Below are 23,295 nucleotides of genomic sequence, written 5' to 3' on the forward strand. Positions count from 1 at the left end.
GAATGATTTTTGGGTAAATTTACAAATCCAAAACTTACTTATGCGTATATACTGCCTTATCTTTTTAATGGTATTTGTTTCTTTAGTTTCAAAAGCACAAACAACCTGCACAGCATTAGGGCAAAATCCGGAAACTGCTTTTCCGGTTTGCGGAACCACAACCTTTCATCAAACTACAGTACCTTTTTGTGGAGACAGACCAGTAGCTACTCCTCCAGGTTGCGGAGCCGGGCTTACTGACAAAAACCCATTCTGGTACAAATTTACCTGCTATACTGCTGGCACTCTGGGTTTTTTAATAACGCCAGATAACAATAATGAAGACTATGACTGGCAGCTGTATGATATTACCGGGCATGCTTATAGCGAAGTGTATAGCAATAGTTCATTAATAGTAGGCTGTAATTGGTCAGGCTTATTTGGCGTTACCGGAACAAGTGCTACAGAAACAGTTCTTTTTGTTTGTGGAGGGGGAATACCTATTTTTAGCGCAATGCCTACATTGATTCAGGGGCATGATTATTTACTCCTTGTTAGTCATTGGAGTAACACCCCCAATGGTTATACACTAAGTTTTAGTAAAGGTACAGCGAGTATTACTGACCCGGTTGTTCCCAATATGGTTACCACTACTTCTGCCTGCGATCGCAAGCATGTGAATGTTAAACTCAACAAACGCATTCTGTGCAATAGCATCGCTTCAGATGGATCTGATTTTACTATAAATGCACCAGGCGTTACCGTTACAAATGCGGTAAGTGTTACATGCAGTAATAGTTTTGATACAGACGAATTGACATTAACACTCAGTGCTCAATTACCAGCGGGCCCTTACATTATTACAGCGAAAGACGGCACTGATTTAAATACATTGCTTGATTTTTGCGGCAATCCATTGCCAATAGGTAATACTGTACCAGTTGTAATTACTGCTGTACCTGCAACTTTAGTTGATAATATTTCCTATACCGGCTGTGCTCCAACAGTATTAAATGTAAAACTTACCAAACCGGTATTATGTAACACAATAACTTTCTCTGGTTCCAATGGTGAGGTTACTATTCAGCCCGGTAATATTATTCCTTTATCATTGCAAGGTGTTTGTACTGGCACCAATCCAATAGCTGACCTGATTCATATCAACATGACAAACCCACTACCATTCGGTAATTATCAATTGGTAATTCACCCTGCCAGTGCAGATGGTAATACTTTTATTGATACCTGTAGTAATGAACTGGTTCCCATCTCTATTCCTTTTACCATCAACCAAACCACAGTAGCACCAGCTATTCAATCTGTTGTTTTTGATGAATGCCATCCGGATAAACTGGTGGTGAATTTTGACAGGCCTGTGATGTGTTCCACCATTTCACCCAATGCCAATGAATTTTCTATAACACCGGGTGCATTGCCCATTAGTAATGTAAACTACACCTGTGGGGGTGTGGGTAATTATATTACACAAGCCGTTCTTACGTTGCAAAATCCATTACCTGCAGGCAATTTTGCAGTTACCATTGTTCCCGGTGCTGATGGTACCACATTAGCAGATACCTGTTTTGCCTTTATGGCCAATGGTGCCAATAAAACATTTGTAACCACAAAAGCGCCGGCACCAAAATTTGATTCAGTGCAATTTGATAAGTGTAATCCTTCTTTTGTAAAGTTGTTTTACAGTAATGCAATCAGGTGTGCATCAGTAAATGCTAATGGTAGCGGCTATACTATTACCGGCCCTTCTGCAGTAAATATTACCGGTGCAGTTACCGATGGCAACTGTGGTACCTTAGGCTATACCAAATGGGTACAGTTGCAGTTTGCACAACCGGTAAATGTGTTTGGTAATTATATAGTACATAACGGAGGTGGTATCACTGATACCTGCAGTGCGGCACAGAATATTGCAGAAACAATTGCATTCAATGCATTGGTAAAACCATCTGCTGCATTTACCAGCCAGGTAAAATTTGGTTGTAAAATGGATACGGTTGTTTTATCGCATGCCGGTGGCAATGGTATCAATTCGTGGACATGGTTATTCCCGGATGGATCAACTGCAACAGGCCAAACGGTTACAAAACTTTTTCCTGTTACTACGGCGTCAGTTACTATACAGTTAACGGTAGATAATGGTTCCTGTAATGATGTGATCAGCCAGACGGTTACTTTAGGTAATTCATTTAAGGCCGCATTTGCTACCACACCAAAAGATACCACCTGTATTAACACACCCATTAATTTTGCCAATAACTCCACCGGTACTAACCTGCAGTACCTATGGTTGTTTGGCGATAATACACAGTTTGCAGGACAAACACCACCGACTCATGCTTATACCAGCAATAATGCTTATACTATTAAGCTGGTGGCTACAGATACATATGGTTGTAAAGATACTGCGGCTGCAATTGTACAAGTATTAGCTGCTCCTACCATAGATTTTACAGGCCTTGCTCCTCAGTACTGTTCGGATAAATCGATGACACTTACCAAAGTGGCCGGCCCTACTATTTTAACCTACACCTGGAATGACGGTGATGGTATGACGGTACAGAATAAACCTTCGGTATTATTTACTTATCCTAACCAAGGCGTTTACACGATAACACTTACCGGTGTAGATAAGTATTGCGGTAACGCAGTGGTAAGCAAACAGGTGCAGATATATGCTGTGCCTAATCTGAATTTGGGTAACGATACTGTTTTGTGTCCTGCTACAACATTGCAGATAGGCCCTGCACCAATTGCCGGCTATACTTATTTATGGAGTAATGGTGCTACTACTTCTCAGATAAATACCGCTATTGCTACAGCCAGTTATTCTTTACAGGTAGATAATAATGGTTGTACTGCTTCGGATGCGATATCAGTAAAAGTGTTAACTGCCTGCCTGATAATGGTGCCTAATGCATTTACACCCAATAATGATGGTAATAATGATAGACTGAAGCCTACCAATGCAGACCTGGCAAAAGAGTTTTCCTTTAAAGTGTACAACCGCTACGGGCAATTAATTTATGCCACTAACAACCCGAATGAAGGATGGGATGGTACCCGTAGAGGTGTACGGTCTGATGCCGGTACTTATATTTGGCAGCTAAGTTATACAGATCCATGGAACGGTAAGAAAGTAGTACAGAACGGTACGAGTATTTTACTGAGATAAGGATCACTTAAATTATTTTTAAAGAAGTCAGGTCTTTAAGACTTGACTTCTTTTTTGTAGTGTAAGCGGCGACGGCAAAAACTATTTTATGCTTTCCTCTAATGTAACAGAAGAAGAAGTAACTGTAAGTTTATGTTTGATGCCACACTTCAATGCAAAATTATTTTTTTGATGCCCCACGGGAAAATCAAAAATAACGGGGTAGTTGTACTCTTTTATTTTTTCTAAAACAATATCATAAATATTTTTTCCAAATTCATCGGCAGGGTCTTCGGCAGGTTTTATTTTAAAGCCACCGATGATCAATGCTTTAAGTTTGCTTAGTTTTCCGGTGCGTTTTAAGTTCCAGAACATGCGGTCGATGCTGTATAAATATTCGCCGGTATCTTCTGCAAATAAAATTTTACCGTCAGTATTAATATCGCTTTTACTACCGGCTAATGTTTCCAGTGTTTTTAAATTACCGCCAATTAAAATACCTTCTGCAATGCCGGTTTTATTTTTTTCATTAGGCACAGCAGTGTATTTCATTTTTTCTCCGGATAAACATTTTTGTATCGATTCAATAGTTTCTATCTGCACAGGTTCAGCCTTGCTCCAGTCTGATGGAAAACTATTGCACATTTTAGAATGAATAGAGGCGATACCAAAATTTTTATTAAGATGCGAATGAATAACAGTGATATCGCTAAAGCCAATGATCCATTTAGGTTGCAATGCGAATTTTTTAAAATCGATCATATCAATGATACGCACTGCACCATAACCGCCCCTGGCACACATGATGGCTTTGATGGTTTTATCATCCAGCATTTGTTGCAGGTCCTGCCGGCGTTCTTCATCAGTACCACCAAACGTAAAATCTTTTTTGCCCACTGTGCTGCCGGTCTTTATGGAATACCCCCATTCCTGCATTTTAAGTACCGCAGGCTGAATGTCTTCCAAAGTGATAAAACCGGCAGGGCAGGTAATACCGATAGTATCCCCTTTTTTTAAATAAGGCGGTACTTTAAGTGGTATGTCGGGTTCGTCAATAACTGGTGTATTGCCTGCAGCTGTAAATACAGCGCTTAACGGAATTATGGAAGACAAAAAATGTTTGCGGTTCATTATTCTAATGTACAGTTATTTATTAAAAAAAAGGATTTCAATACTTGCCAATATTTATTTAAAAAATTACCCAACCCTTTTTTGTTGCCACGCAGTTATATATATTACATGAACCAACTTTTACCTAAAAAGCGATTCTTGAGTATAAACCCTGATATACTGATAAAAGGCTGCCAAAACAACGATCTGCAATGCCAGGAACAATTGTACAAGTTATGTTATCCTGATATGATCAAGATCTGTTACCGCTATGCCAAAGATGCTGACGGGGCCGGTACTATTTATAACAATGCCATGCTGAAGATCTTTAAAAGTATTGGAGCTTATAAGGAAGAAGGGAGGTTAATGGGGTGGGTGAAAACTATTGTGGTGCATTGCTGTATCGATTTTTGTAAACAGCAACATTCTTTCAGCCCTTTTGATGCTTATAAATACGAGGAAGAAACAAGCATTAACCCCGAAGTATTCAATACTGTTTCCGGTAAAGAAATTCAGCAACTGATAAAACAATTACCCGGCGCTACAGCAATGGTGTTTAACCTGTATGTATACGAAGGCTTTACACACAAACAGATTGGCGAACACCTCGGTATCAGCGATGGTACCAGCAAATGGCATGTAAGCGAAGCCAAAAAAATATTGAAACCTAAACTTGAAAAATTTACTCAAACAGAATTAAAAACCAATGCAGCAGGATAATAACCATATTGAAAATAATTTAAGGCAACTGGAAAATAAGCAACTGCCCGACCTTAGCCAGATGGACGCACACTGGCAGCAGTTGAAGGCTGACCTGCAACCGCCATTACCCAAAGCAAAGCCGGCGATTGCTAAAGGTATCTGGTGGATGATTGGTGCAGCTGCTGTTGTTGGAAGTGTACTTTTAATTATTCTGCAGAATAGCAAAACAAAAGAAGATATTGTTACAACTGAAAACAAAATTGTAAAAGCAGAGAAAAAAATAATGGCAGATACAATTTCTTCTTTTGCAGCTGTAATTACTAATACCCCGCAGCACAATGCAATTCCCATTGTAAAGCCATCGTCAGTCGCTCGTAAAATTATTGCAGTTATAAAAGAAGATACTGCAATTGCTGTAACTGCCGGCAGCATTGTTACCAAGGATACGCTTGAAAAAAAATCTACTTTAAGTGTTGCCGAAAAGCAATTGATGCTTAATAATTTATTAGTGAATCTGCAGAAGAAACAGGAACAGTTTACAATTGATAATACAAAAGATACCACTGTAAAATGTAAAGAAGGCAGCGTACTATTTATTCCTGCTAATGCATTCAATACAAAAGATTCAGTGGTATTTGAGGTGAAGGAATTTTATAAATATGGCGATATGGTAGCCAATGGATTAACAACCATGTCGGATAACAAGCAGTTGGTAACAGGAGGGATGTTGTACCTGTCTGCAAAAGTGAAAGGTAAAGATGTACAGGTAAATCCTGAAAAAGAGATCAGGGTTTTTATTCCTGGTCTGTCTGTAAAAGATTCGATGGAAATATTTGAAGGGATTACCAATAAAGGAGTAGATACTGTTGCAACAGCTTTTGCAAAGCAAAGCAAAATCAACTGGCAGCTTACAAAGGTTCGTATTGATTCGCCGGTATTGAAAATGTTTATCAGGGCTATTGATCTGAAAGACGACATGATTGAATATTCTGTGTACAATGGAAAAACAAAAGCCGTTTTTCACAGGTCCCGGCAATCGATCTACAGCAAGGAAGAATTGAAAGTGATACTGCAAAAAAAATACGGTGGTTATTATGATAAAATAAGGGTGAGAAAACAATGGGATAGAAATCTGTTGTTCAAAAAAATCGATACTGAGGAGGAAGAATATTATCATGTGGCTTATAACTCTTATGGCGTGGGAGATACTGCTGAATTATTACCGCTTACTATAAAGATCAATAAACTTGATCCTATTGATACGGTATATAAAGTAGTACGATGGGTTAACAAAGGTTTTAAAGAAGTGCGCCGCCCGAATTTTCCTGCCAATACACTCATGAGCATTGGTGAAAAATACAGTATCGGAATAAATAAATTAGGATGGATAAACTGCGACAGGTTTTTTAGTTATCCCGGTAAAAAGGCAGCATTTACGGTGGACTTGAAAGACAGCTCATTTAATTATATGACGTTTGTGGTGTTTGAGAATTTTAAATCGATAATGCAGGCAGGGGAAACCGGCAATTACGCCATTTTTGATAATGTGCCTGTTGGCGAACCTGTAAAAATAATCAGTGTGGGAATCAGAGATGGACAAACTGTGTCTGCTATAAGAAGCACAGTAATAACAGAAGGTATCTATAAAGATCTGTCATTTGAAACCACTTCTGCTTCAGATTTTAAATATGCATTGAGCAAAATAGAAAAGTAAACTTTGGGGGTTTATTTTTATTGTTTACGGCTGGCACATTTGTGGCGGCCGTTTTTTTATAATTCAAATCCCATTCCGCCTTTCAATGCTTTTTGATATTTACGCAGATCGAATTTGTAATAATAAGGCGCTTTGTGTGCCACACCTTTTTTGGTTTCGTTCAATCTTTTTAAAATACCGGTGCTTACAATTTTGCGTTGAAAATTTCTACGGTCCAATGTACGGTCTAAAATGGTTTCGTATAATTTCTGTAATTCGGGCATGGTAAATTTTTCGGGTAATAAATTATAACCCAGCGGATGATAATTCAGCTGCATCCGCAGGTCATCCAAAGCCTTATCTAAAATATTCCGGTGATCGAGTATCATTTCAGGAATATCATGGATGTTGAACCATTTACAATCTGAGGAAAGAATATCTGTAACCGGTTGTACTTTAGAAAAATCTACTAAAGCGGTATAACCTACCGTGATAAAACGGTCAAACAACCAGCTTTCTTCCATTTCTATCCCCACATTTTTTAAAAACTGCTTATTGGCTTTTTTTGTGGAACGGCCTGGTTCGCTAAACACATGAAACTGCTGCATATAAATATCATCCACACCGGTACGCTCCTGTAAAATACGTTTTGCGGCATCATCCATATGTTCGTCTTTAAAAATAAAACCGCCGGGCAAAGCCCAGATGCCGGCATATTTTGCCTGTAACAACAGTACTTTCAGCTCATTTTCATGAAAGCCGAATATGATGCAATCCACTGATATGCTACGCAGGTATTTTTCGTGCCCCTTTGCATAGATCTCTTTTATTTCTTTCTCAAAACTCATACGTAAAAGTAAATTGCTGCAGGCAGACTAAAAATAAATTTTCAAATTTCAGGGATTATATTTATCATTGTGTCATAATAACGCAATGATAATTTAAAATTTGCTTGCATGAAAAAGATGATTGCCTGTCTGTTTACAGCTTGTACAGCCTGTTCAGTTTCAGCACAAAACAAAACCGCCAAAGCCCTGGTGGCAAAAATGACCACGGAAGAAAAAGTAAACCTGGTAGTAGGCATGGGTATGGTTTTGCCCGGTGTAAACCAGGGAAGCGGTACCGGCATAGGCCAGATAGAAGATAAAGTACCTGGTGCAGCCGGTACTACTTTTGCCATTCCGCATTTAGGTATTCCCACAACAGTTGTTGCAGACGGGCCTGCAGGCTTACGCATCAGTCCAACACGTAAAGGCGAGGCTAAAACTTATTATGCCACAGCATGGCCGGTTGCAACATTGCTGGCCTCTACCTGGGATACTAAATTGGTAGAGCAGGTAGGAAAGGCAATGGGTAACGAAGTAAAAGAGTATGGTGTAGATGTATTGCTGGGCCCGGGCTTAAACATTCACCGCAATCCATTGGGCGGAAGAAATTTTGAATACTATTCAGAAGATCCTTTGGTATCGGGAAAGATGGCAGCAGCAATGGTGAATGGTATACAAAGTAATGGTGTGGGCACTTCTATAAAACATTTTGCCGCCAACAACCAGGAAAGAAACCGTAATACCGTTAATGCCATCATCAGCGAAAGAGCATTGCGTGAAATTTATTTAAAAGGTTTTGAGATCACTGTTAAAGAATCCCACCCATGGACGGTGATGAGTTCGTATAATAAATTGAATGGTGTTTATACATCAGAAGAATATGATCTGCTCACCACTATTTTAAGAAAGGAATGGGGCTTTAAAGGAATGGTAATGACCGATTGGTTTGGCGGTAAAGATGCCGTGGCACAAATGAAAGCCGGTAATGATTTACTGATGCCGGGTACACCAGAACAAAAAAAATCCATCACAGATGCGATCAGTAATGGTAGTTTAGATATAAAAGTTATTGATGAAAATGCAGAACGTATTGTGAATTACGTTTTAGGTACACCGGCATTTAAAAAATATGCTTTCAGCAATGCACCAGATTTAAAGGCACATGCAGCAATTGCAAGAAAAGCCGCAGCAGACGGAATGGTGTTATTGAAAAATAATAGTAGTACACTTCCTGTTACAGCAGCAAAAAAAATAGCCGCATTCGGCATTACCTCTTATGATTTTGTTAGTGGCGGAACCGGCAGCGGCGATGTAAACGAAGCGTATACCATTTCGTTAGTGCAAGGTTTATCAAATGCAGGATATAGTTTAGATAAAGAATTAAATGATACTTATCAAAATTATGTGAATACAGAAAAAGCAAAGCAACCCAAAAAAACTTTCTTTGAAGAATTCTTTAATCCCACCCCACGTGTTACCGAGATGGTTATTGATAATAGTTTGCTGCAAGCCAAAGCTGCTACTGATGATATTGCATTGATAACGATTGGCAGAAATGCAGGTGAGGGCAGCGACAGAAAAGTAGATAATGATTTTAACTTAAAGGCAGATGAAATAAAATTAATTACCGAAGTAAGCAATGCCTTTCATGCAAAAAATAAAAAAGTAGTGGTGATCATTAATGCAGGTGGTGTAATTGAAACAGTGAGCTGGAGAGATAGAGTGGATGCGATATTGCTCAGCTGGCAACCCGGCCTTGAAGCAGGTAATGCGGTAGCTGATATTATACGAGGTACAATAAATCCGAGTGGCAAATTAGCTACAACTTTTCCGGTACAATATGCAGATGATGTTACCGGTAAAAATTTTCCCGGTAAAGAATTTACAGATCAGCAAACAAAGGGAATGTTTGGTATGCCGCAGATTCCTGCAGAAGTAACTTACGAAGAAGGAATCTATGTGGGCTACCGTTACTACAACAGTTTTTCTGTTAAACCTGCTTATGAATTTGGTTACGGTTTAAGTTATACCAATTTTCAATACAGCAATCTTAAATTGAGTGCAACCGCTTTTACCGGAAAAATTATTGCCACTGTTGATATAAAAAATACAGGATCGGTTGCAGGAAAAGAAGTGGTGCAATTATACATTTCCGCCCCCGCCCAAAAACTACAAAAGCCGGCCGAGGAATTAAAAGCTTTTGGCAAAACCAATCTGCTGCAACCCGGTCAGCAACAAACCTTACAATTTGAAATCACTGCAAAAGACATGGCTTCATTTGATACGCCCTCATCAGGCTGGGTGGCAGAAGCCGGTAACTATACCGTAAAAATTGGTGCTTCTTCAGAAAATATCCTGCAGACAAAAACGTTTTCTCTTAATAAAGAAATGGTGGTAGAGAAATGCCATAAAGTATTGGTGCCACAAGTAACCATAAATGAGTTGAAAAAATAAAAATTCAATAGCTACGATATTCAGTTCAAGTACGATAAAGGCCTTTGCGTAATGCAAGGGCTTTTTCGGTTGCGGGGTACGCAGAGGGGCAGGGAAGGCAGAAGAAAAAGTATTTAAAGTAAATAGAGTCTTTTGTAACAGTTATTTCAAATTGGGTAGCAAGCATTATGATCAAATTTATTAGCGTCCTATTCTCCTCTGCGTGCCATCTATCTTCGCTTCAATAAAATCTGTGCAATCTGTGTAATCTGTGGCCAACACCCTTTTGCCGCAGGCAAAACCACGCTGCATACCAAATTGTTTGGGGATTGCCCCTGCTTTCGGTAATTTTGCACCGCAATGAACAATCCAAAAAGATATTTAATTACATCGGCACTCCCTTATGCGAATGGTTTAAAACATATCGGCCATTTGGCAGGGGCATATTTTCCGGCCGATATTTACGTACGCTACCTGCGTGCCCAAAAACGTGATGTGGTTTTTGTATGTGGCAGTGACGAGCATGGCACAGCCATTCCAATCCAGGCGATGAAAGAAGGGACTACCGCACAGGCAATTATTGACAAGTATCACCAGGCGATGAAAGAGGATTTTGAAGACTTGTCGGTTTCTTTTGATATTTACCACCGCACCAGCGATCCGCTGCATCACCAGACGGCACAGGAGTTTTTTACAAAATTGAATGATGCCGGTGACCTGGAAACCAAGGAAACAGAACAGTTTTATGATGAAGCTACCAATACATTTTTAGCTGATCGTTACATTAAAGGCACCTGTCCCAATTGTGGTAGCGATCGTGCTTTTGGCGATCAGTGTGAGAATTGCGGTACAACACTTAGTCCTGATGAACTCATTAATCCTGTAAGTACTTTAAGTGGTAACACCCCTGTAAAGAAAAAAACGACGCATTGGTATTTACCATTAGGTAAGCATGAAGAATTTTTACGCCAATGGATATTAGAAGAACATAAAGACGACTGGCGTAATACTGTGGTAGGCCAGTGTAAAGGCTGGATAGATGGCGGGCTGCAATCAAGAGCAGTTACCAGGGATTTGGATTGGGGTATTAAAGTACCCGTAAAAGGTGCTGATGGAAAGGTATTGTATGTATGGTTTGATGCGCCTATTGGTTACATCAGTGCTACCAAACAATGGGCTATCAATAATGATAAAGACTGGAAACCCTACTGGTATAACGAAGATACCAAACTGGTACATTTTATTGGCAAGGATAATATCGTTTTTCATTGTATTATTTTTCCGGTTATGTTGAAATTGCATGGCAATATTTTACCTGCCAATGTACCAGCCAACGAGTTTTTAAATCTGGAAGGCGATAAAATGAGTACAGGACGCAACTGGAAAGTAGACATGAGGGATTATATAGATGATTTTGTAAAGAAGGAAAATGGCGGCCCGCAAGCAGTAGATATGCTGCGTTATTACCTTACGCAAATTGCACCCGAAACCAAAGACAGTGATTTTACATGGAAAGGTTTTCAGGATGCAGTGAACAGTGAACTGGTAAGCATTTTTGGAAATTTTGTAAACAGGGCTTGGGTACTGATGCATAAGTTGTGTAATAGCAAAGTGCCACCGCTGCATGCTGATGTTTTAGATGATAATGACAAAAATTTGATTGAAGACATTCAAAATACAAAATCAAGAATTGAAAATTTACTGGAAGAATATAAATTTCGTGATGCATTATTTGAAGTGATCGATCTTAGCCGCAAAGGCAACCAGTATATGCAGAAAAAAGAACCCTGGATTGTTGCAAAAACTTTAGCTGAAAATCCGGGTAATCAAAAATTAATTGATAACGCATTGCACCTTTGTTTGCAGTTAACTGCTAACCTGGCTGTTTTAGTAAATCCATTTTTGCCCAATACAGCAAAAAAAATGCTGGGTATGATGAAGGTGGTGGATAAGATGCTGGATTGGGAAAATGCAGGCAAAATAAAATTGTTAAGCGTGGGCTACAGTTTAAGGGAGCCGCAATTGTTATTCAGAAAAATTGAAGATGAAGAAATAAGCGTACAGATAGAAAAGTTGAAAACCAAATCAAAACCAGCAACGCAAAAAATAAGTAAAGTGGAAGAAAAAAAATCCGAATCTACAGATCCGAAATCCGAAATCACAAACCTGAAATCTGAAATTGTGTTTGATGATTTTGCAAAGATTGATTTAAAAATAGGCACCATATTGGCTGCGGAAAAAGTAGAAAAGGCGGATAAGTTATTAAAGCTGGAAGTAGACCTGGGCTTTGAGAAAAGAACTATTGTATCAGGTATTGCATTGCATTTTAAACCGGAAGATATTGTAGGCAAACAAGTAACTGTTGTAACTAATCTTGCACCAAGAAAAATGAGGGGTATTGAAAGTAACGGGATGATTTTAATGGCTGAAGACAGCGAAGGGAAATTACATTTTGTAAAACCTGAAACTGTAATTAATGCCGGGGCAGGGGTTAGTTAAACAACATATGGCATCGAAATATTTAAGGTACAGCCATTATCAGGGTAAGTGATAATTTCCACTTTACCATTGTAAGCATCAATCCTGTTGAAGATATTGATAAAGCCAATGCCATTGGCTTTTTGTTTTGCTTTATCAAAACCAATACCATTATCACTGATAACAAGGCAGCACTGATTATTTTTTTCTGTTAACGAAAAAGTAGCAGCAGCAGCTCTTGAGTATTTAATAATATTATTGCTTTGTTCCTGTATGATCCTGAAAACAACCAGTTGTTGCTCCTGGGTTAATTTATCAATTACATCTTTGTCAATGTCAACAGTAACAGTGATGTCGTTAAACTGTTTCATATTGCGGGTGATATCAAAAATACTTTGCTCCAATCCCACAGATTTTACAATTGAAGTATTCAACCTTTTGGATAAGCTCCTGATTTCTTCTACAGCCTGCAATAAATAATCCGATGCTTTATTTAAAAGTTCCTCCTGTATATCACTTTTTTTGGCAGCGCCAATATGTAAACGGGCACTCATTAATAGCTGATTTACATTATCGTGTAATTCTGCGCTGATCATACCACGCTCTTTTTCCTGCGCTTCAATGGTAGCCTGGTTAATAAGTTTTTGCTTTTTCACTTGTTCGGCAAGTAACTGAGCTTCTAATTTTTTTCTTTCGGTAATATCCTGGATGGCACCAATTAAACGAACAGGTTTACCTCCATCATAAATTGCAAAACCTTTATCCGCAATGTTCCTGTAAGTACCATCGGCATACTGAAACCGGTATTCATCCTCCCAGTTTCTTTTTCCATCTAAAAGGTCTTTTTCAAAACTTTTTTTAACACGGTCTTTATCTTCAGGATGAATTTTATTGAACCACCAGTTAAGATCACCGGCTACCTGCTCTTTGGTATAACCGGAGATTTTGTAAAACGCATCGCTTCTGTAAATTTCATTGTTTTGGAGGTCCAGGTCCCACACAGCCTCAGAGGTGGCATTAACAGCATAGGTAAAACGTTCATGAATTTTTTTGATCTGTTCTTCACTGTTTTTTCTATCTGTTACATCAATGGCCTGCCCGCCGATGTAGCGTTTGCCATCAGCAGTTTTAAAAATAAATATGTTGGATACAAAATGGATCACAGTACCATCGGGCCTTGTTAAAGAGTGCTCAGTGATCTGTGCCTTATTTTTTTTAAAGGTTTCTTTATTCCGGGCTATTAATTTTTCTGCAAGTTTTGCAGGAAAAATTTCGGAAATATGTTTCCCTATGGGATTGCCTTCAAAGCCTGTGGAATCTGTATAGGCAGGATTGGCAAAAACGATAAAATCTTTTTCATCATATATCCAGCAACCGGTTTTACTCTTTGCCATAAACAGGCTGAAGAAAGTTTCGTCGGCTTGTACAATCGGTGATTGATTTTTACTGTTGTCTTCTGTAATAAGCTTGCTGGTGATTACAACAGTATTATTGTTATTAATTAAACTGGCGGTAGTGTAAAAATGAAGTTGCTTTCCGGCTTGCCGGGTAAAAATAATTTCGCCATTCCAGCTACCGTTTTTTAATAATACAGACAGGGCATTTTGCCGGGAAGTATTTTTAAAATCAAAAGTAATAGCATCACTTAAAGTAGTGGTGGCAATAATATTTTCGGATAAATTAAAAGTAGTTGCGGCAGTTGCATTAAAGCCAGTAATATAAAATTGTGTATTGGTAATAATCACAGCATCGTGCACAACACCCTGGTCGGGTGGCAAATAGGCACCAGCCTTATAGCTTACGCTAAGGAAAGCTTCTGCTTTTTCAGTTTGTTTGTTGGCAAGTGGATTCATGATATTGGATGTGCATTCAATCTTTGTATTACAAAAACAGTATTAAGGCATTTTCAGTTAATTATATTGTTTTATGTTTGACGATTGCCACTTAAACTTCCCCACAAATTGTATAAACGTAGTTTTTCGCATCTTAGTATGTTAATTATACGGTCTTTTACGTTTTTTCACTCTTAAAACTTACCTTCGAATAAAATTAGTTGTTTAACTAACTAATTTCGGTAAAGAGGATTAATTTTGCTAATACATAAATCAATTGCACTTATATGAAAAGAATAATTAAAAAAGTAGCGGTTTTAGGTAGTGGTGTTATGGGTAGCCGCATTGCCTGTCATTTTGCAGGAGTGGGTTTACAGGTATTATTATTAGATATTCAGCCCAAAGACCTGGCTGCAGATGCAAAGCCGGCAGAAAAAAACAAAATAGTAAATGATGCTTTAGCGGCGGCAATTAAAAGCAATCCTTCCCCGGTATATACAAAAGATGTGATCAAAAAAATAAAGACCGGCAACTTTACCGATAACATGAAAGAAATTGCCGGTTGCGATTGGGTGATAGAAGTAGTGGTGGAAAGATTAGATATCAAGCAATCTGTTTTTACTGAAGTGGAAAAATACCGCAAGCCGGGAACACTGATTACTTCCAATACTTCCGGCATTCCCATTCACATGATGGCAGAAGGCAGAAGCGATGATTTTAAAAAACATTTTTGTGGTACCCACTTTTTTAATCCGCCAAGATATTTACGTTTATTAGAAATTATTCCCACTCCATTTACTGATCCTGAAATTGTGGATTTTTTAATGGACTATGGTAGTCTGCAATTAGGTAAAACAACCGTGTTGTGTAAAGATACTCCTGCGTTTATTGCTAACCGTGTTGGTGTATTTGGCATGATGGCAATAATGAATGCCATGGAAAAACTGCAGCTGAACGTGGATGAGATTGATGCATTGACCGGGCCGGTTATCGGCCGCCCTAAATCTGCCACCTTCCGTACTGCAGATGTGGTAGGTATTGATACGTTGGTAAAAGTGGCAAAGGGTGTAGCAGATAATTGTCCCAATGACGAAGCCAAAGAAGTGTTTGCTATTCCTGCATGGTTAAATAAAATGGTAGAAAATAATTGGCTGGGTGATAAAACTGGCCAGGGTTTTTTTAAGAAAACAAAAACTGCAACCGGCGAAAAAGAAATTCTGACATTGAATTTACAAACGCTGGAATACGGTACCAGGCAAAAGCCAAAATTTGCCACTTTAGAAACGGCAAAACCAATTGAAGACCTGCAATCGAGAATAAAAGCTTTGTGTGCAGGTACAGATAAAGCGGGTGAATTTTATCGCCAGTTTCATTACAGTTTATTTTCCTACATCAGTCACCGGATACCAGAGATCAGCGATGAATTATATCGTGTTGATGACGGTATGATGGCAGGCTTTGGTTGGGAAATAGGTGCCTTTGAAAGCTGGGATACATTAGGCGTGGCTAAAACAACTGCCGCAATGAAAACTGCCGGTTATAAAGTGGCGCCCTGGGTTGAAGAAATGATCGATGCCGGTAATAGTTCTTTTTACAAAGTAGAAAATGGGAAGCGTTTATGTTATGATGTAGCCAGCAAAACCTACAAAGCATTGCCTGGGGGCGATGCATTTATAGTGATGAAGAATTTTGATAACCAGACCATCTGGAAAAATAGCGCCTGCCGTACTTATCATTTAGGTGATGATGTTTTAGGATTAGAATGGTACACTAAAATGGGCAGCATTGGCGGCGAAGTTTTAGAAGGTATTCAAAAATCAATTTCATTGGCAGAAGAAAAATACAAAGGTTTAGTCATTGGTAACGATGGCGCTAATTTTAGTGCAGGTGCTAATGTAGGCATGATATTTATGCTGGCTATTGAACAGGATTATGACGAGATTGATATGGCGATACGCATGTTTCAGAATACAATGATGAGAGTGCGCTATTCAGGTATACCTGTGGTATTGGCGCCGCATGGTTTAGCATTAGGTGGCGGTTGTGAAATTTGTTTACATGCTGATAAAGTAATTCCTGCTGCAGAAACCTATACCGGTTTAGTAGAAGTAGGCATTGGTGTAATTCCCGGTGGTGGTGGCACCAAAGAATTTGTATTGCGTGCCGCAGATGAAATGCACGATGGTGAAGTGGATACCTTAACCTTGCAAAATCGTTTCTTAACTATTGCTACTGCAAAAGTGGGTACTTCTGCATACGAAGCTTTTGATTTGGGTATTTACAGAAAAGGAAGAGATACGGTGAGCATCAACCAGGGCCGCCGCATTGCAGAAGCCAAACAGGCCGTGATAGAATTGTACAATGATGGCTATGTAATGCCGGTGCAACGTAATGATATTAAAGTTTTAGGCCGTAGTGCATTAGGCGCAATGCATGCCGGTATCAATGGTATGTGGCGGGCTAATTATGCTACCGATCATGATGTAACGGTAGCTAAAAAATTAGCGTATGTAATGTGTGGTGGTGATTTAAGCGAACAACAATTGGTAAGTGAACAATATTTACTCGACCTGGAAAGAGAAGCATTTTTAAGTTTAACAGGAGAGAAGAAAACATTGGAAAGGATCCAGAGTATATTGAAGAGCGGGAAGCCGCTGAGGAATTAATGATGTGTTAAGGGCATGGTCTGACGTCCTCGTCTGACCATACCCTTAACATGATCTGACGTCCTCGTCTGATCATGTTGAACAACTTAAGTGTTGCTGAAATTGCAGGGTATTACTACAAGCCTTTTCTTCATGAAAGCCTTAACAAAAAATGTTAGGCCATGAAATTTTTACCAGAAAACATTTACCATGTTTACAACCAGGGTAATAATCAACAAAACGTATTCATCAAAGATTTTCACTTCCTTTATTTTCTTCAACTTTATAAAGAGTACGTTACACCCCATTGCGAAACCTTAGCCTGGTGCCTCATGCACAATCATTTTCATTTTATGCTCTATGCCGATAACAGGTGCCTGGAAGTAAAGCAACAAGGGGGATTGCTACTTGATCCTGTTACAAATGGATTTAGAAAACTGTTGAGTACTTACGCTCATGAATTCAATATCAAAAATAATCGCAGTGGTGCTTTGTTCCGGCCCAAGACAAAAGTCATTTGTTTAAATGAAGAAGCAGAATTAAACAGCTGTTTTTTATCAGCACAAGATTATTACCTCAATACCTTTAATTATATCCACTGCAATGCCGTTGAGGCAGGTATAGTAACCAATGCAGCAGATTGGAAATGGTCTTCATTCCGTTCTTATAATGGATTGCGTTCCGGTTCAATTTGTAATATAAAATTGGCGAAGCAAATCTGTGGACTGACATGATCAGACGAGGGCGTCAGATCATGTCAGTCCACACATGGTTAGACGAGGGCGTCAGACCATGTAATTTTCAATACATTTGTTCTTCAATACATCAACATGAAAAAAATATTTTTCTTTCTTACGTTTTTTATCAGTACCACATTACTAGCTCAAAATAAGCTGTTAACCATGGAAGATGCGATGGTTAAAAATCGTAGCACATTAGCTGTAGAAAATTTAAAACAACTACAGTTTGTATTTGGTACAACAGATTATGTGTATTTAAAAAAGATAGAAGGCAAAGAGGTGTGGGTAAAAGGAAATATAAAAACAGCAGAAGCGCCATTTTTAACGCTGGAACAACTGAACGATAAATTAAAAACATCCAATTATGGCGAATTAAAAACCATGCCTGCTATTCAATTCAATGTGTCCACAGATTGGATATTGAATGCGAATGGTAATAAAATTGCATTGAACCCTGTGACGAACCAAACCAAAGAACTAATAAAAAGTACACTGGCTGATAAAACGGCTGTGGAAGAAAGCAGCGCAGGTTTTGTAGCTTATGTAGAGAATAATAATTTATTTGTCAGCTCCGGCTTTTATGGTACCAAACAGGTAACCAAAGATGGCAGTGCCAATATCGTATATGCACAATCTGTACACCGGGATGAGTTTGGAATCAGTAAAGGAACATTCTGGAGCAATAATGGAAAATCACTGGCTTATTACAGGATGGACCAAAGCATGGTAACGGATTATCCCATCATCGACTGGACAACATATCCCGCCGTAAATAAAAATATTAAATACCCGATGGCAGGCGGGCAAAGCCATTATGTAACAGTTGGCATTTACAACGCCATCATTAATTCCACCACCTGGATAAGAACCGGCATACCCACTGATCAATACCTTACCAATATTGCCTGGAGCCCCGATGATAAGTGGCTCTACATAGCGGTATTGAACAGGGAACAAAATCACATGAAGCTAAACCAGTACAATGCTAATACAGGGGAATTAACAAAAACATTGTTTGAAGAAAAAGATGAGAAGTATGTAGAGCCATTGGTGCCCCTGTTGTTTGTGAAAAACAAACCCGATCAGTTTATATGGCAAAGCAACCGTGACGGATGGAATCATTTATACTTATACAATGCCGACGGCACTTTAATAAAACAACTCACCAAAGGCAATTGGGAAGTGCTGGAGGTAAAAGGATTTGATGCAAAGGGAGAAAATTTATTTTACACCGCTACAGAAGAATCTCCTGTCACAAAAAACCTGTACCAGCTAAATTTAAAAACAGGGCAATCAAAAAGAGTCACCACTGCCACAGGTGTGCACACAGCACAAGTAAGTACTGATGGCAGTGCTATTATTGATGCATTCAGTACAACAGATAATCCACGAACCATTCTGGTAACAGAAATAAAAACCGCCAAATCAAAACAATTATTGCAGGCAGCGAATCCCATTGCAGATTATGCTATGGGTAAGCTCAGCATCTTCACCATAAAAAATGCTACCGGCACCGATTTGTATTGCAGAATGTTTAAACCGGTAAATTTCGACAGCACAAAAAAATATCCGGTGATTGTATATTGGTATGGCGGCCCTCATGCACAAATGATTTTAAATGGATGGAATGGCGGCGCAGGTGATTACTGGTTTCAATACATGGCCGAACATGGTTATGTGGTATTTACATTAGATACAAGGGGTAGCGATAACCGTGGTAAAGCATTTGAACAAACCATTTTCCGCAGGGCGGGAGAAGCGCAAATGGAAGATTTGATGAGTGGTGTAGATTATTTAAGCAGTTTATCTTACGTTGATAAAAACAATATGGGTTTATTTGGCTGGAGCTATGGCGGATTTATGACCACTGATTTTGTGCTCCATCATCCTGGCGTATTTAAAGCGGCAGTAGCCGGCGGCCCCGTGATGGATTGGAAATATTACGAGATCATGTATGGCGAACGGTATATGGATACTCCACAGGAAAATCCTGACGGTTACGAAGCTACCAATCTTATTAAGCAGGCAGGCAAACTAAAAGATAAATTATTACTGATCCATGGTTTGCAGGATCCTGTAGTGGTACAACAGCATTCAGTAAATTTTGTAAAAGCTTGTGTGGATGCAGGCGTGCAGGTAGACTATATGATCTACCCGGGCCACGAACATAATGTATTGGGAAAAGACAGGGCACATTTGTATCAGAAAGTGACGGATTATTTTATGAATAATTTAGTACGCTGAAATTTTATTTCGGCTTAGTACATTGAAATTATATTTCGATACATTCATAATCGAAATATAATTTCAATATACTACATACAACGCTTCATTTTGAAATCTCGACTTATTCTACAAGCCGAAATAATTTCTAACGAACGTTTATGCCCGAATAAAAGCCATTTTACAGCAGAAAATTACCCCATATCCAACCCAGCCAGGAAACATTCTTTATTACCTATCGTTTAGTAGATTCTATTCCCATTGCTACAATTAAGGAGATGGAATTAGTGGCGATTGAAAATAAAAGAAGAGCAGTAACAAAAGAAGAAAAGTATAATGAGCAAAAACGTTACTTCGGCTTAATAGATGCGTATCTTGATAGTAACCTCAATGAACCATATTGGCTTAAGCAACCCGGAATAGCTTCTATTGTAACAGACTCATTACATTATTGCAATGAAAAATTTTATAAATTGTGGTGTTATTGTATCATGCCTAATCACGTGCATTTGGTAATTACAACATTAAAAGACGGGCTGCCATTGTATACCATTTTACAAAAGCATAAAAGACACACAGCGCTCCAATGTAATAAGGTTTTAAAAAGGTTGGGGCAATTTTGGGCGCAGGAAAGCTATGATCATATAGTGAGGAATAAGGAAGAGTTTGAAAGGATTATTTTTTACACGATTAATAATGCTGTAAAAGCCGGCTTTGTAAAAGACTGGAAAGAGTGGGAATGGACTTATATTAATCCCGAGCTTGAAAGAATGTTTTAGTACGCTGAAATTTCATTTCGGCTTGGTACATTGAAATTATATTTCGATACATTTTTAATCGAAATGAAATTTCAATGTACAAATACAATGGCAGAAGCAGAATTAGAATGTTTTAGTATGCTGAAATTTTATTTCGGCTTATTATAATTTCGGAATAAAATCCCGAAATAAAATGTATCGAAATATAATTTCAATGTACTAAATACCATGGGCGAAGCAGAAATTTTAAAATACAACAATCAACTCATCATCCATGCTGTAATATTTATTTATGGCGATGCGGCCAATGATGAAATAGCAACATTTATCGCTGCAGATATTGCACATTACTGGAATGAAGCCAATGGTAAAGCCAAAATTAAAAATGAAATGTATGCGGTACAATTTAATATCGAAGGCATCTGGAGTAAAGCATTGATCCCGGAAATGATCTATGAGAATACCAACCCGAGAAATAATTATTTCAGGATAGAAGAATACGCATCGGGCAATATTTCTTTTGTGGATGGCATTAACAGTAACACCGGTTATTTTAAACTGGATAACCTGTTAAATAAATCCACCACCGCAGCGCATGAATTTGGCCATACAATAGGATTGGACCATCCGGAGGACCTTGATATAAGAGGGAAGGGAACGCCGGGTATAATGTACCCAAGAGGCACCATTGTAGATAAAGCCTTTCAATACGATCCCGCTGCCGAAGCACATGCAATTGGTGGCACCATGAGTCCTTTTACAAGAAAAGTATTGCAGCAGGATATAGATAATTTAAAACTGCACAAACTAGATTTTGATGCCGGTGGATTGGCAGTAATAGGAGGCTTTACTTCCTTGTGGCATCCAAAGCAAGTGCCTTAGATTTACCTTTCATAAAATTCCGGCAATTGATGATTGCAAAAATCCCTTACCTTCAAAGCTTAAATAATAATTATTACCATGGCGGTTTTAACGGTAGATAATCTTTCCAAAAATTATAAATCAGTAAGGGCTTTACAAAACGTAAGTTTTTCGGTACCCGAAAAAACAGTGTTTGGTATTTTAGGCCCCAACGGAAGTGGTAAAACAACCTTGCTGGGCATTGTAATGGATGTGTTGAAATCCACCAGCGGAACTTTTTCGTGGATGGGAGAAGAGGGGTCTTCTGAAATTAGAAAAAGAATCGGTACGCTTTTAGAAACGCCCAATTTTTATCATTATTTAAGTGCCACAGACAATTTGAAAATTGCTGCCAAAATAAAAGGTAGAGGCGAAGAAGATATTGATAAAGTATTGCAGATCGTAAACCTTTATGAACGCAGGGATTCTAAATTCAATACCTATTCGTTAGGGATGAAACAAAGGTTGGCTATAGCGGCAGCGTTGTTAGGTGATCCTGATATTTTAGTTTTTGATGAACCCACCAACGGATTGGACCCTGCAGGAATTGCAGAAATAAGAGAACTGATAAAAGAGCTTAACCGCAAAGGCAAAACCATCATCATGGCCAGTCATATACTGGATGAAGTGGAAAAAGTTTGTACGCATGTTGCTATCATACAAAAAGGTGTTTTAAAAACAGTAGGTTCGGTAAGAGAAGTAATGTCTCATACCAGTGGTGATGCTGCAGTAACGGTGCTTATAGAAGTAGCTGCAGATAATGACGAAGCCTTGATAAAAGTATTACAACAGATGGATGGCGTACAGGATGTGCAGTTGATTGACAATGTACTGCAGATAACCTGCAGCGAAAATGTTACTGCTGCACAGGTAAATAAATTTTGTTTTGATAATGGTATTATATTAAACCGCCTTAATGAAAAAAGAAAATCACTGGAAACAAGATTTTTGGAAATTACCGGTAAACAAAGTGACAGATAAATTAACCTTAGAAAAAATTAATTATGTTCAATCTCTTTAAAATAGAATGGCTTAAAATAAAAACATACAGAACATTTTGGGTACTGTATTTATCCTATATGCTTTTTACGCCTTTGTTTATAATTTTTGTTGCTTATAAATTCATGTCAACAAAGTATAGCAATTTTGAAGAAATGACCTTAAAGGCATTGGCAGGCACTCCATTTATCTTTCCTAAAATCTGGCATTCAACCACTTATTTTTCAGGATTGTTTTTTATCGTTCTTGCCATGCTGTTTATATTGCTGATAACAAATGAAGTGCAATACCGAACTCATCGGCAAAATATTATTGATGGCTGGAGCAGACTGGATTTTATTAAAGCAAAATTTTCATTGTTGATTTTCTTTGTGTTGTCGGCTGCGGTAATAACATTTTTAACGGCTTTAATAATTGGTTTCACTTATTCTCCTTCAGGAGCTGATATAATTGGCGGATTAAAATATATCGGCTATTTCATTTTGATGTCTACAATTTATTTAGTCGTTGCATTCTTGGTGGCGATATTGGTAAAGCGAACCGGTCTTTCAATCATTATCTATTTTGTGTTAGTCGTTATCCTGGATAACCTGCTATGGCTGGGACTTACTTTTAAACAAAGCCAGGTCGGTTATTTCCTTCCGTTAGAAACTGTCGATTCACTGATACCTAATCCTTTTAAACCGGCTGCGTTTGAGTCAAGAACAGTCAGCGACATGGCTTTAATGATTAGTGCAGCCATTTACCTTGCTGCTTATATCTATACGATCGTTAGGTATTTTCGTACTACCGACCTCAAGACTTAAA

15 protein-coding genes are annotated in these 23,295 nt (G+C 38.5%); 12 read left to right on the forward strand and 3 right to left on the reverse strand.

All coding sequences use genetic code 11. From position 1 onward, the window contains the following. Positions 1-40 precede the first annotated feature (40 nt). Complete coding sequence (locus tag ACQ334_RS01645) at positions 41-3,169, forward strand: PKD domain-containing protein (protein WP_430986414.1); 3,129 nt, start codon at positions 41-43, stop codon at positions 3,167-3,169. An 81-nt stretch (positions 3,170-3,250) separates the two neighbouring features. Here ACQ334_RS01645 and ACQ334_RS01650 read toward each other — a convergent pair whose 3' ends face one another. Further along, positions 3,251-4,279, reverse strand: a complete 1,029-nt coding sequence (locus tag ACQ334_RS01650; protein ID WP_430986415.1) for a S66 peptidase family protein — start codon at positions 4,277-4,279, stop codon at positions 3,251-3,253. A gap of 138 nt (positions 4,280-4,417) precedes the next feature. Between ACQ334_RS01650 and ACQ334_RS01655 the strand changes: the two genes are divergently transcribed. Together ACQ334_RS01655 and ACQ334_RS01660 are read left to right on the forward strand one after the other, a co-directional pair. Further along, positions 4,418-4,978 carry an RNA polymerase sigma factor gene (locus ACQ334_RS01655; protein WP_430986416.1) on the forward strand — a complete coding sequence of 187 codons (561 nt, stop codon included), beginning with the start codon at positions 4,418-4,420 and terminating at the stop codon, positions 4,976-4,978. Further along, on the forward strand, positions 4,965-6,674 hold the full coding sequence (locus ACQ334_RS01660; RefSeq protein WP_430986417.1) for a hypothetical protein: 1,710 nt from the start codon (positions 4,965-4,967) through the stop codon (positions 6,672-6,674). Before ACQ334_RS01655 ends, ACQ334_RS01660 begins: the two co-directional genes overlap by 14 nt. A gap of 56 nt (positions 6,675-6,730) precedes the next feature. Here ACQ334_RS01660 and ACQ334_RS01665 read toward each other — a convergent pair whose 3' ends face one another. Beyond that, a complete protein-coding gene (locus ACQ334_RS01665) occupies positions 6,731-7,501 on the reverse strand; it encodes an NUDIX hydrolase (protein ID WP_430986418.1) in 771 nt (256 codons plus the stop codon). A 108-nt stretch (positions 7,502-7,609) separates the two neighbouring features. On the opposite strand from ACQ334_RS01665, the gene ACQ334_RS01670 reads away from it, so the two are divergent. Together ACQ334_RS01670 and metG are read left to right on the forward strand one after the other, a co-directional pair. Next, positions 7,610-9,934: a glycoside hydrolase family 3 C-terminal domain-containing protein gene (locus ACQ334_RS01670; RefSeq protein WP_430986419.1), complete on the forward strand. Its 2,325-nt coding sequence runs from the start codon at positions 7,610-7,612 to the stop codon at positions 9,932-9,934. A 339-nt stretch (positions 9,935-10,273) separates the two neighbouring features. Continuing rightward, positions 10,274-12,412 carry a methionine--tRNA ligase gene (gene metG, locus ACQ334_RS01675; protein ID WP_430986420.1) on the forward strand — a complete coding sequence of 713 codons (2,139 nt, stop codon included), beginning with the start codon at positions 10,274-10,276 and terminating at the stop codon, positions 12,410-12,412. On the opposite strand, the gene ACQ334_RS01680 is transcribed toward metG, so the two are convergent. After that, positions 12,409-14,244 (reverse strand): PAS domain S-box protein, encoded by a 1,836-nt coding sequence (locus tag ACQ334_RS01680; protein WP_430986421.1) that lies wholly within the window; start codon positions 14,242-14,244, stop codon positions 12,409-12,411. The two genes, metG and ACQ334_RS01680, sit on opposite strands and share 4 nt — an antisense overlap. 266 nt (positions 14,245-14,510) lie before the next feature. On the opposite strand from ACQ334_RS01680, the gene ACQ334_RS01685 reads away from it, so the two are divergent. The 7 genes from ACQ334_RS01685 (at position 14,511) to ACQ334_RS01715 (ending at position 23,294) form a co-directional block, all read left to right on the forward strand. Then, a complete protein-coding gene (locus tag ACQ334_RS01685) occupies positions 14,511-16,889 on the forward strand; it encodes a 3-hydroxyacyl-CoA dehydrogenase/enoyl-CoA hydratase family protein (protein ID WP_430986422.1) in 2,379 nt (792 codons plus the stop codon). Positions 16,890-17,050: 161 nt separating this feature from the next. Then, positions 17,051-17,602 (forward strand): transposase, encoded by a 552-nt coding sequence (locus ACQ334_RS01690; RefSeq protein WP_430986423.1) that lies wholly within the window; start codon positions 17,051-17,053, stop codon positions 17,600-17,602. A gap of 96 nt (positions 17,603-17,698) precedes the next feature. After that, positions 17,699-19,852, forward strand: a complete 2,154-nt coding sequence (locus ACQ334_RS01695; RefSeq protein ID WP_430986424.1) for a DPP IV N-terminal domain-containing protein — start codon at positions 17,699-17,701, stop codon at positions 19,850-19,852. A gap of 257 nt (positions 19,853-20,109) precedes the next feature. Continuing rightward, positions 20,110-20,610, forward strand: coding sequence for a transposase (locus ACQ334_RS01700; protein WP_430986425.1), 501 nt, complete (start codon positions 20,110-20,112; stop codon positions 20,608-20,610). Positions 20,611-20,817: 207 nt separating this feature from the next. Continuing rightward, the gene (locus ACQ334_RS01705; RefSeq protein WP_430986426.1) at positions 20,818-21,471 is read left to right on the forward strand and encodes a peptidase M10; all 654 of its coding nucleotides are present in this window, start codon (positions 20,818-20,820) and stop codon (positions 21,469-21,471) included. Between the two features lie 78 nt (positions 21,472-21,549). Next, positions 21,550-22,470: an ABC transporter ATP-binding protein gene (locus tag ACQ334_RS01710; RefSeq protein ID WP_430986427.1), complete on the forward strand. Its 921-nt coding sequence runs from the start codon at positions 21,550-21,552 to the stop codon at positions 22,468-22,470. A 23-nt stretch (positions 22,471-22,493) separates the two neighbouring features. Continuing rightward, a complete protein-coding gene (locus ACQ334_RS01715) occupies positions 22,494-23,294 on the forward strand; it encodes an ABC transporter permease (protein WP_430986428.1) in 801 nt (266 codons plus the stop codon). Position 23,295 lies beyond the last annotated feature (1 nt).

Source organism: Ferruginibacter sp. SUN106 (assembly GCF_050611765.1).
Classification (GTDB): domain Bacteria; phylum Bacteroidota; class Bacteroidia; order Chitinophagales; family Chitinophagaceae; genus Ferruginibacter.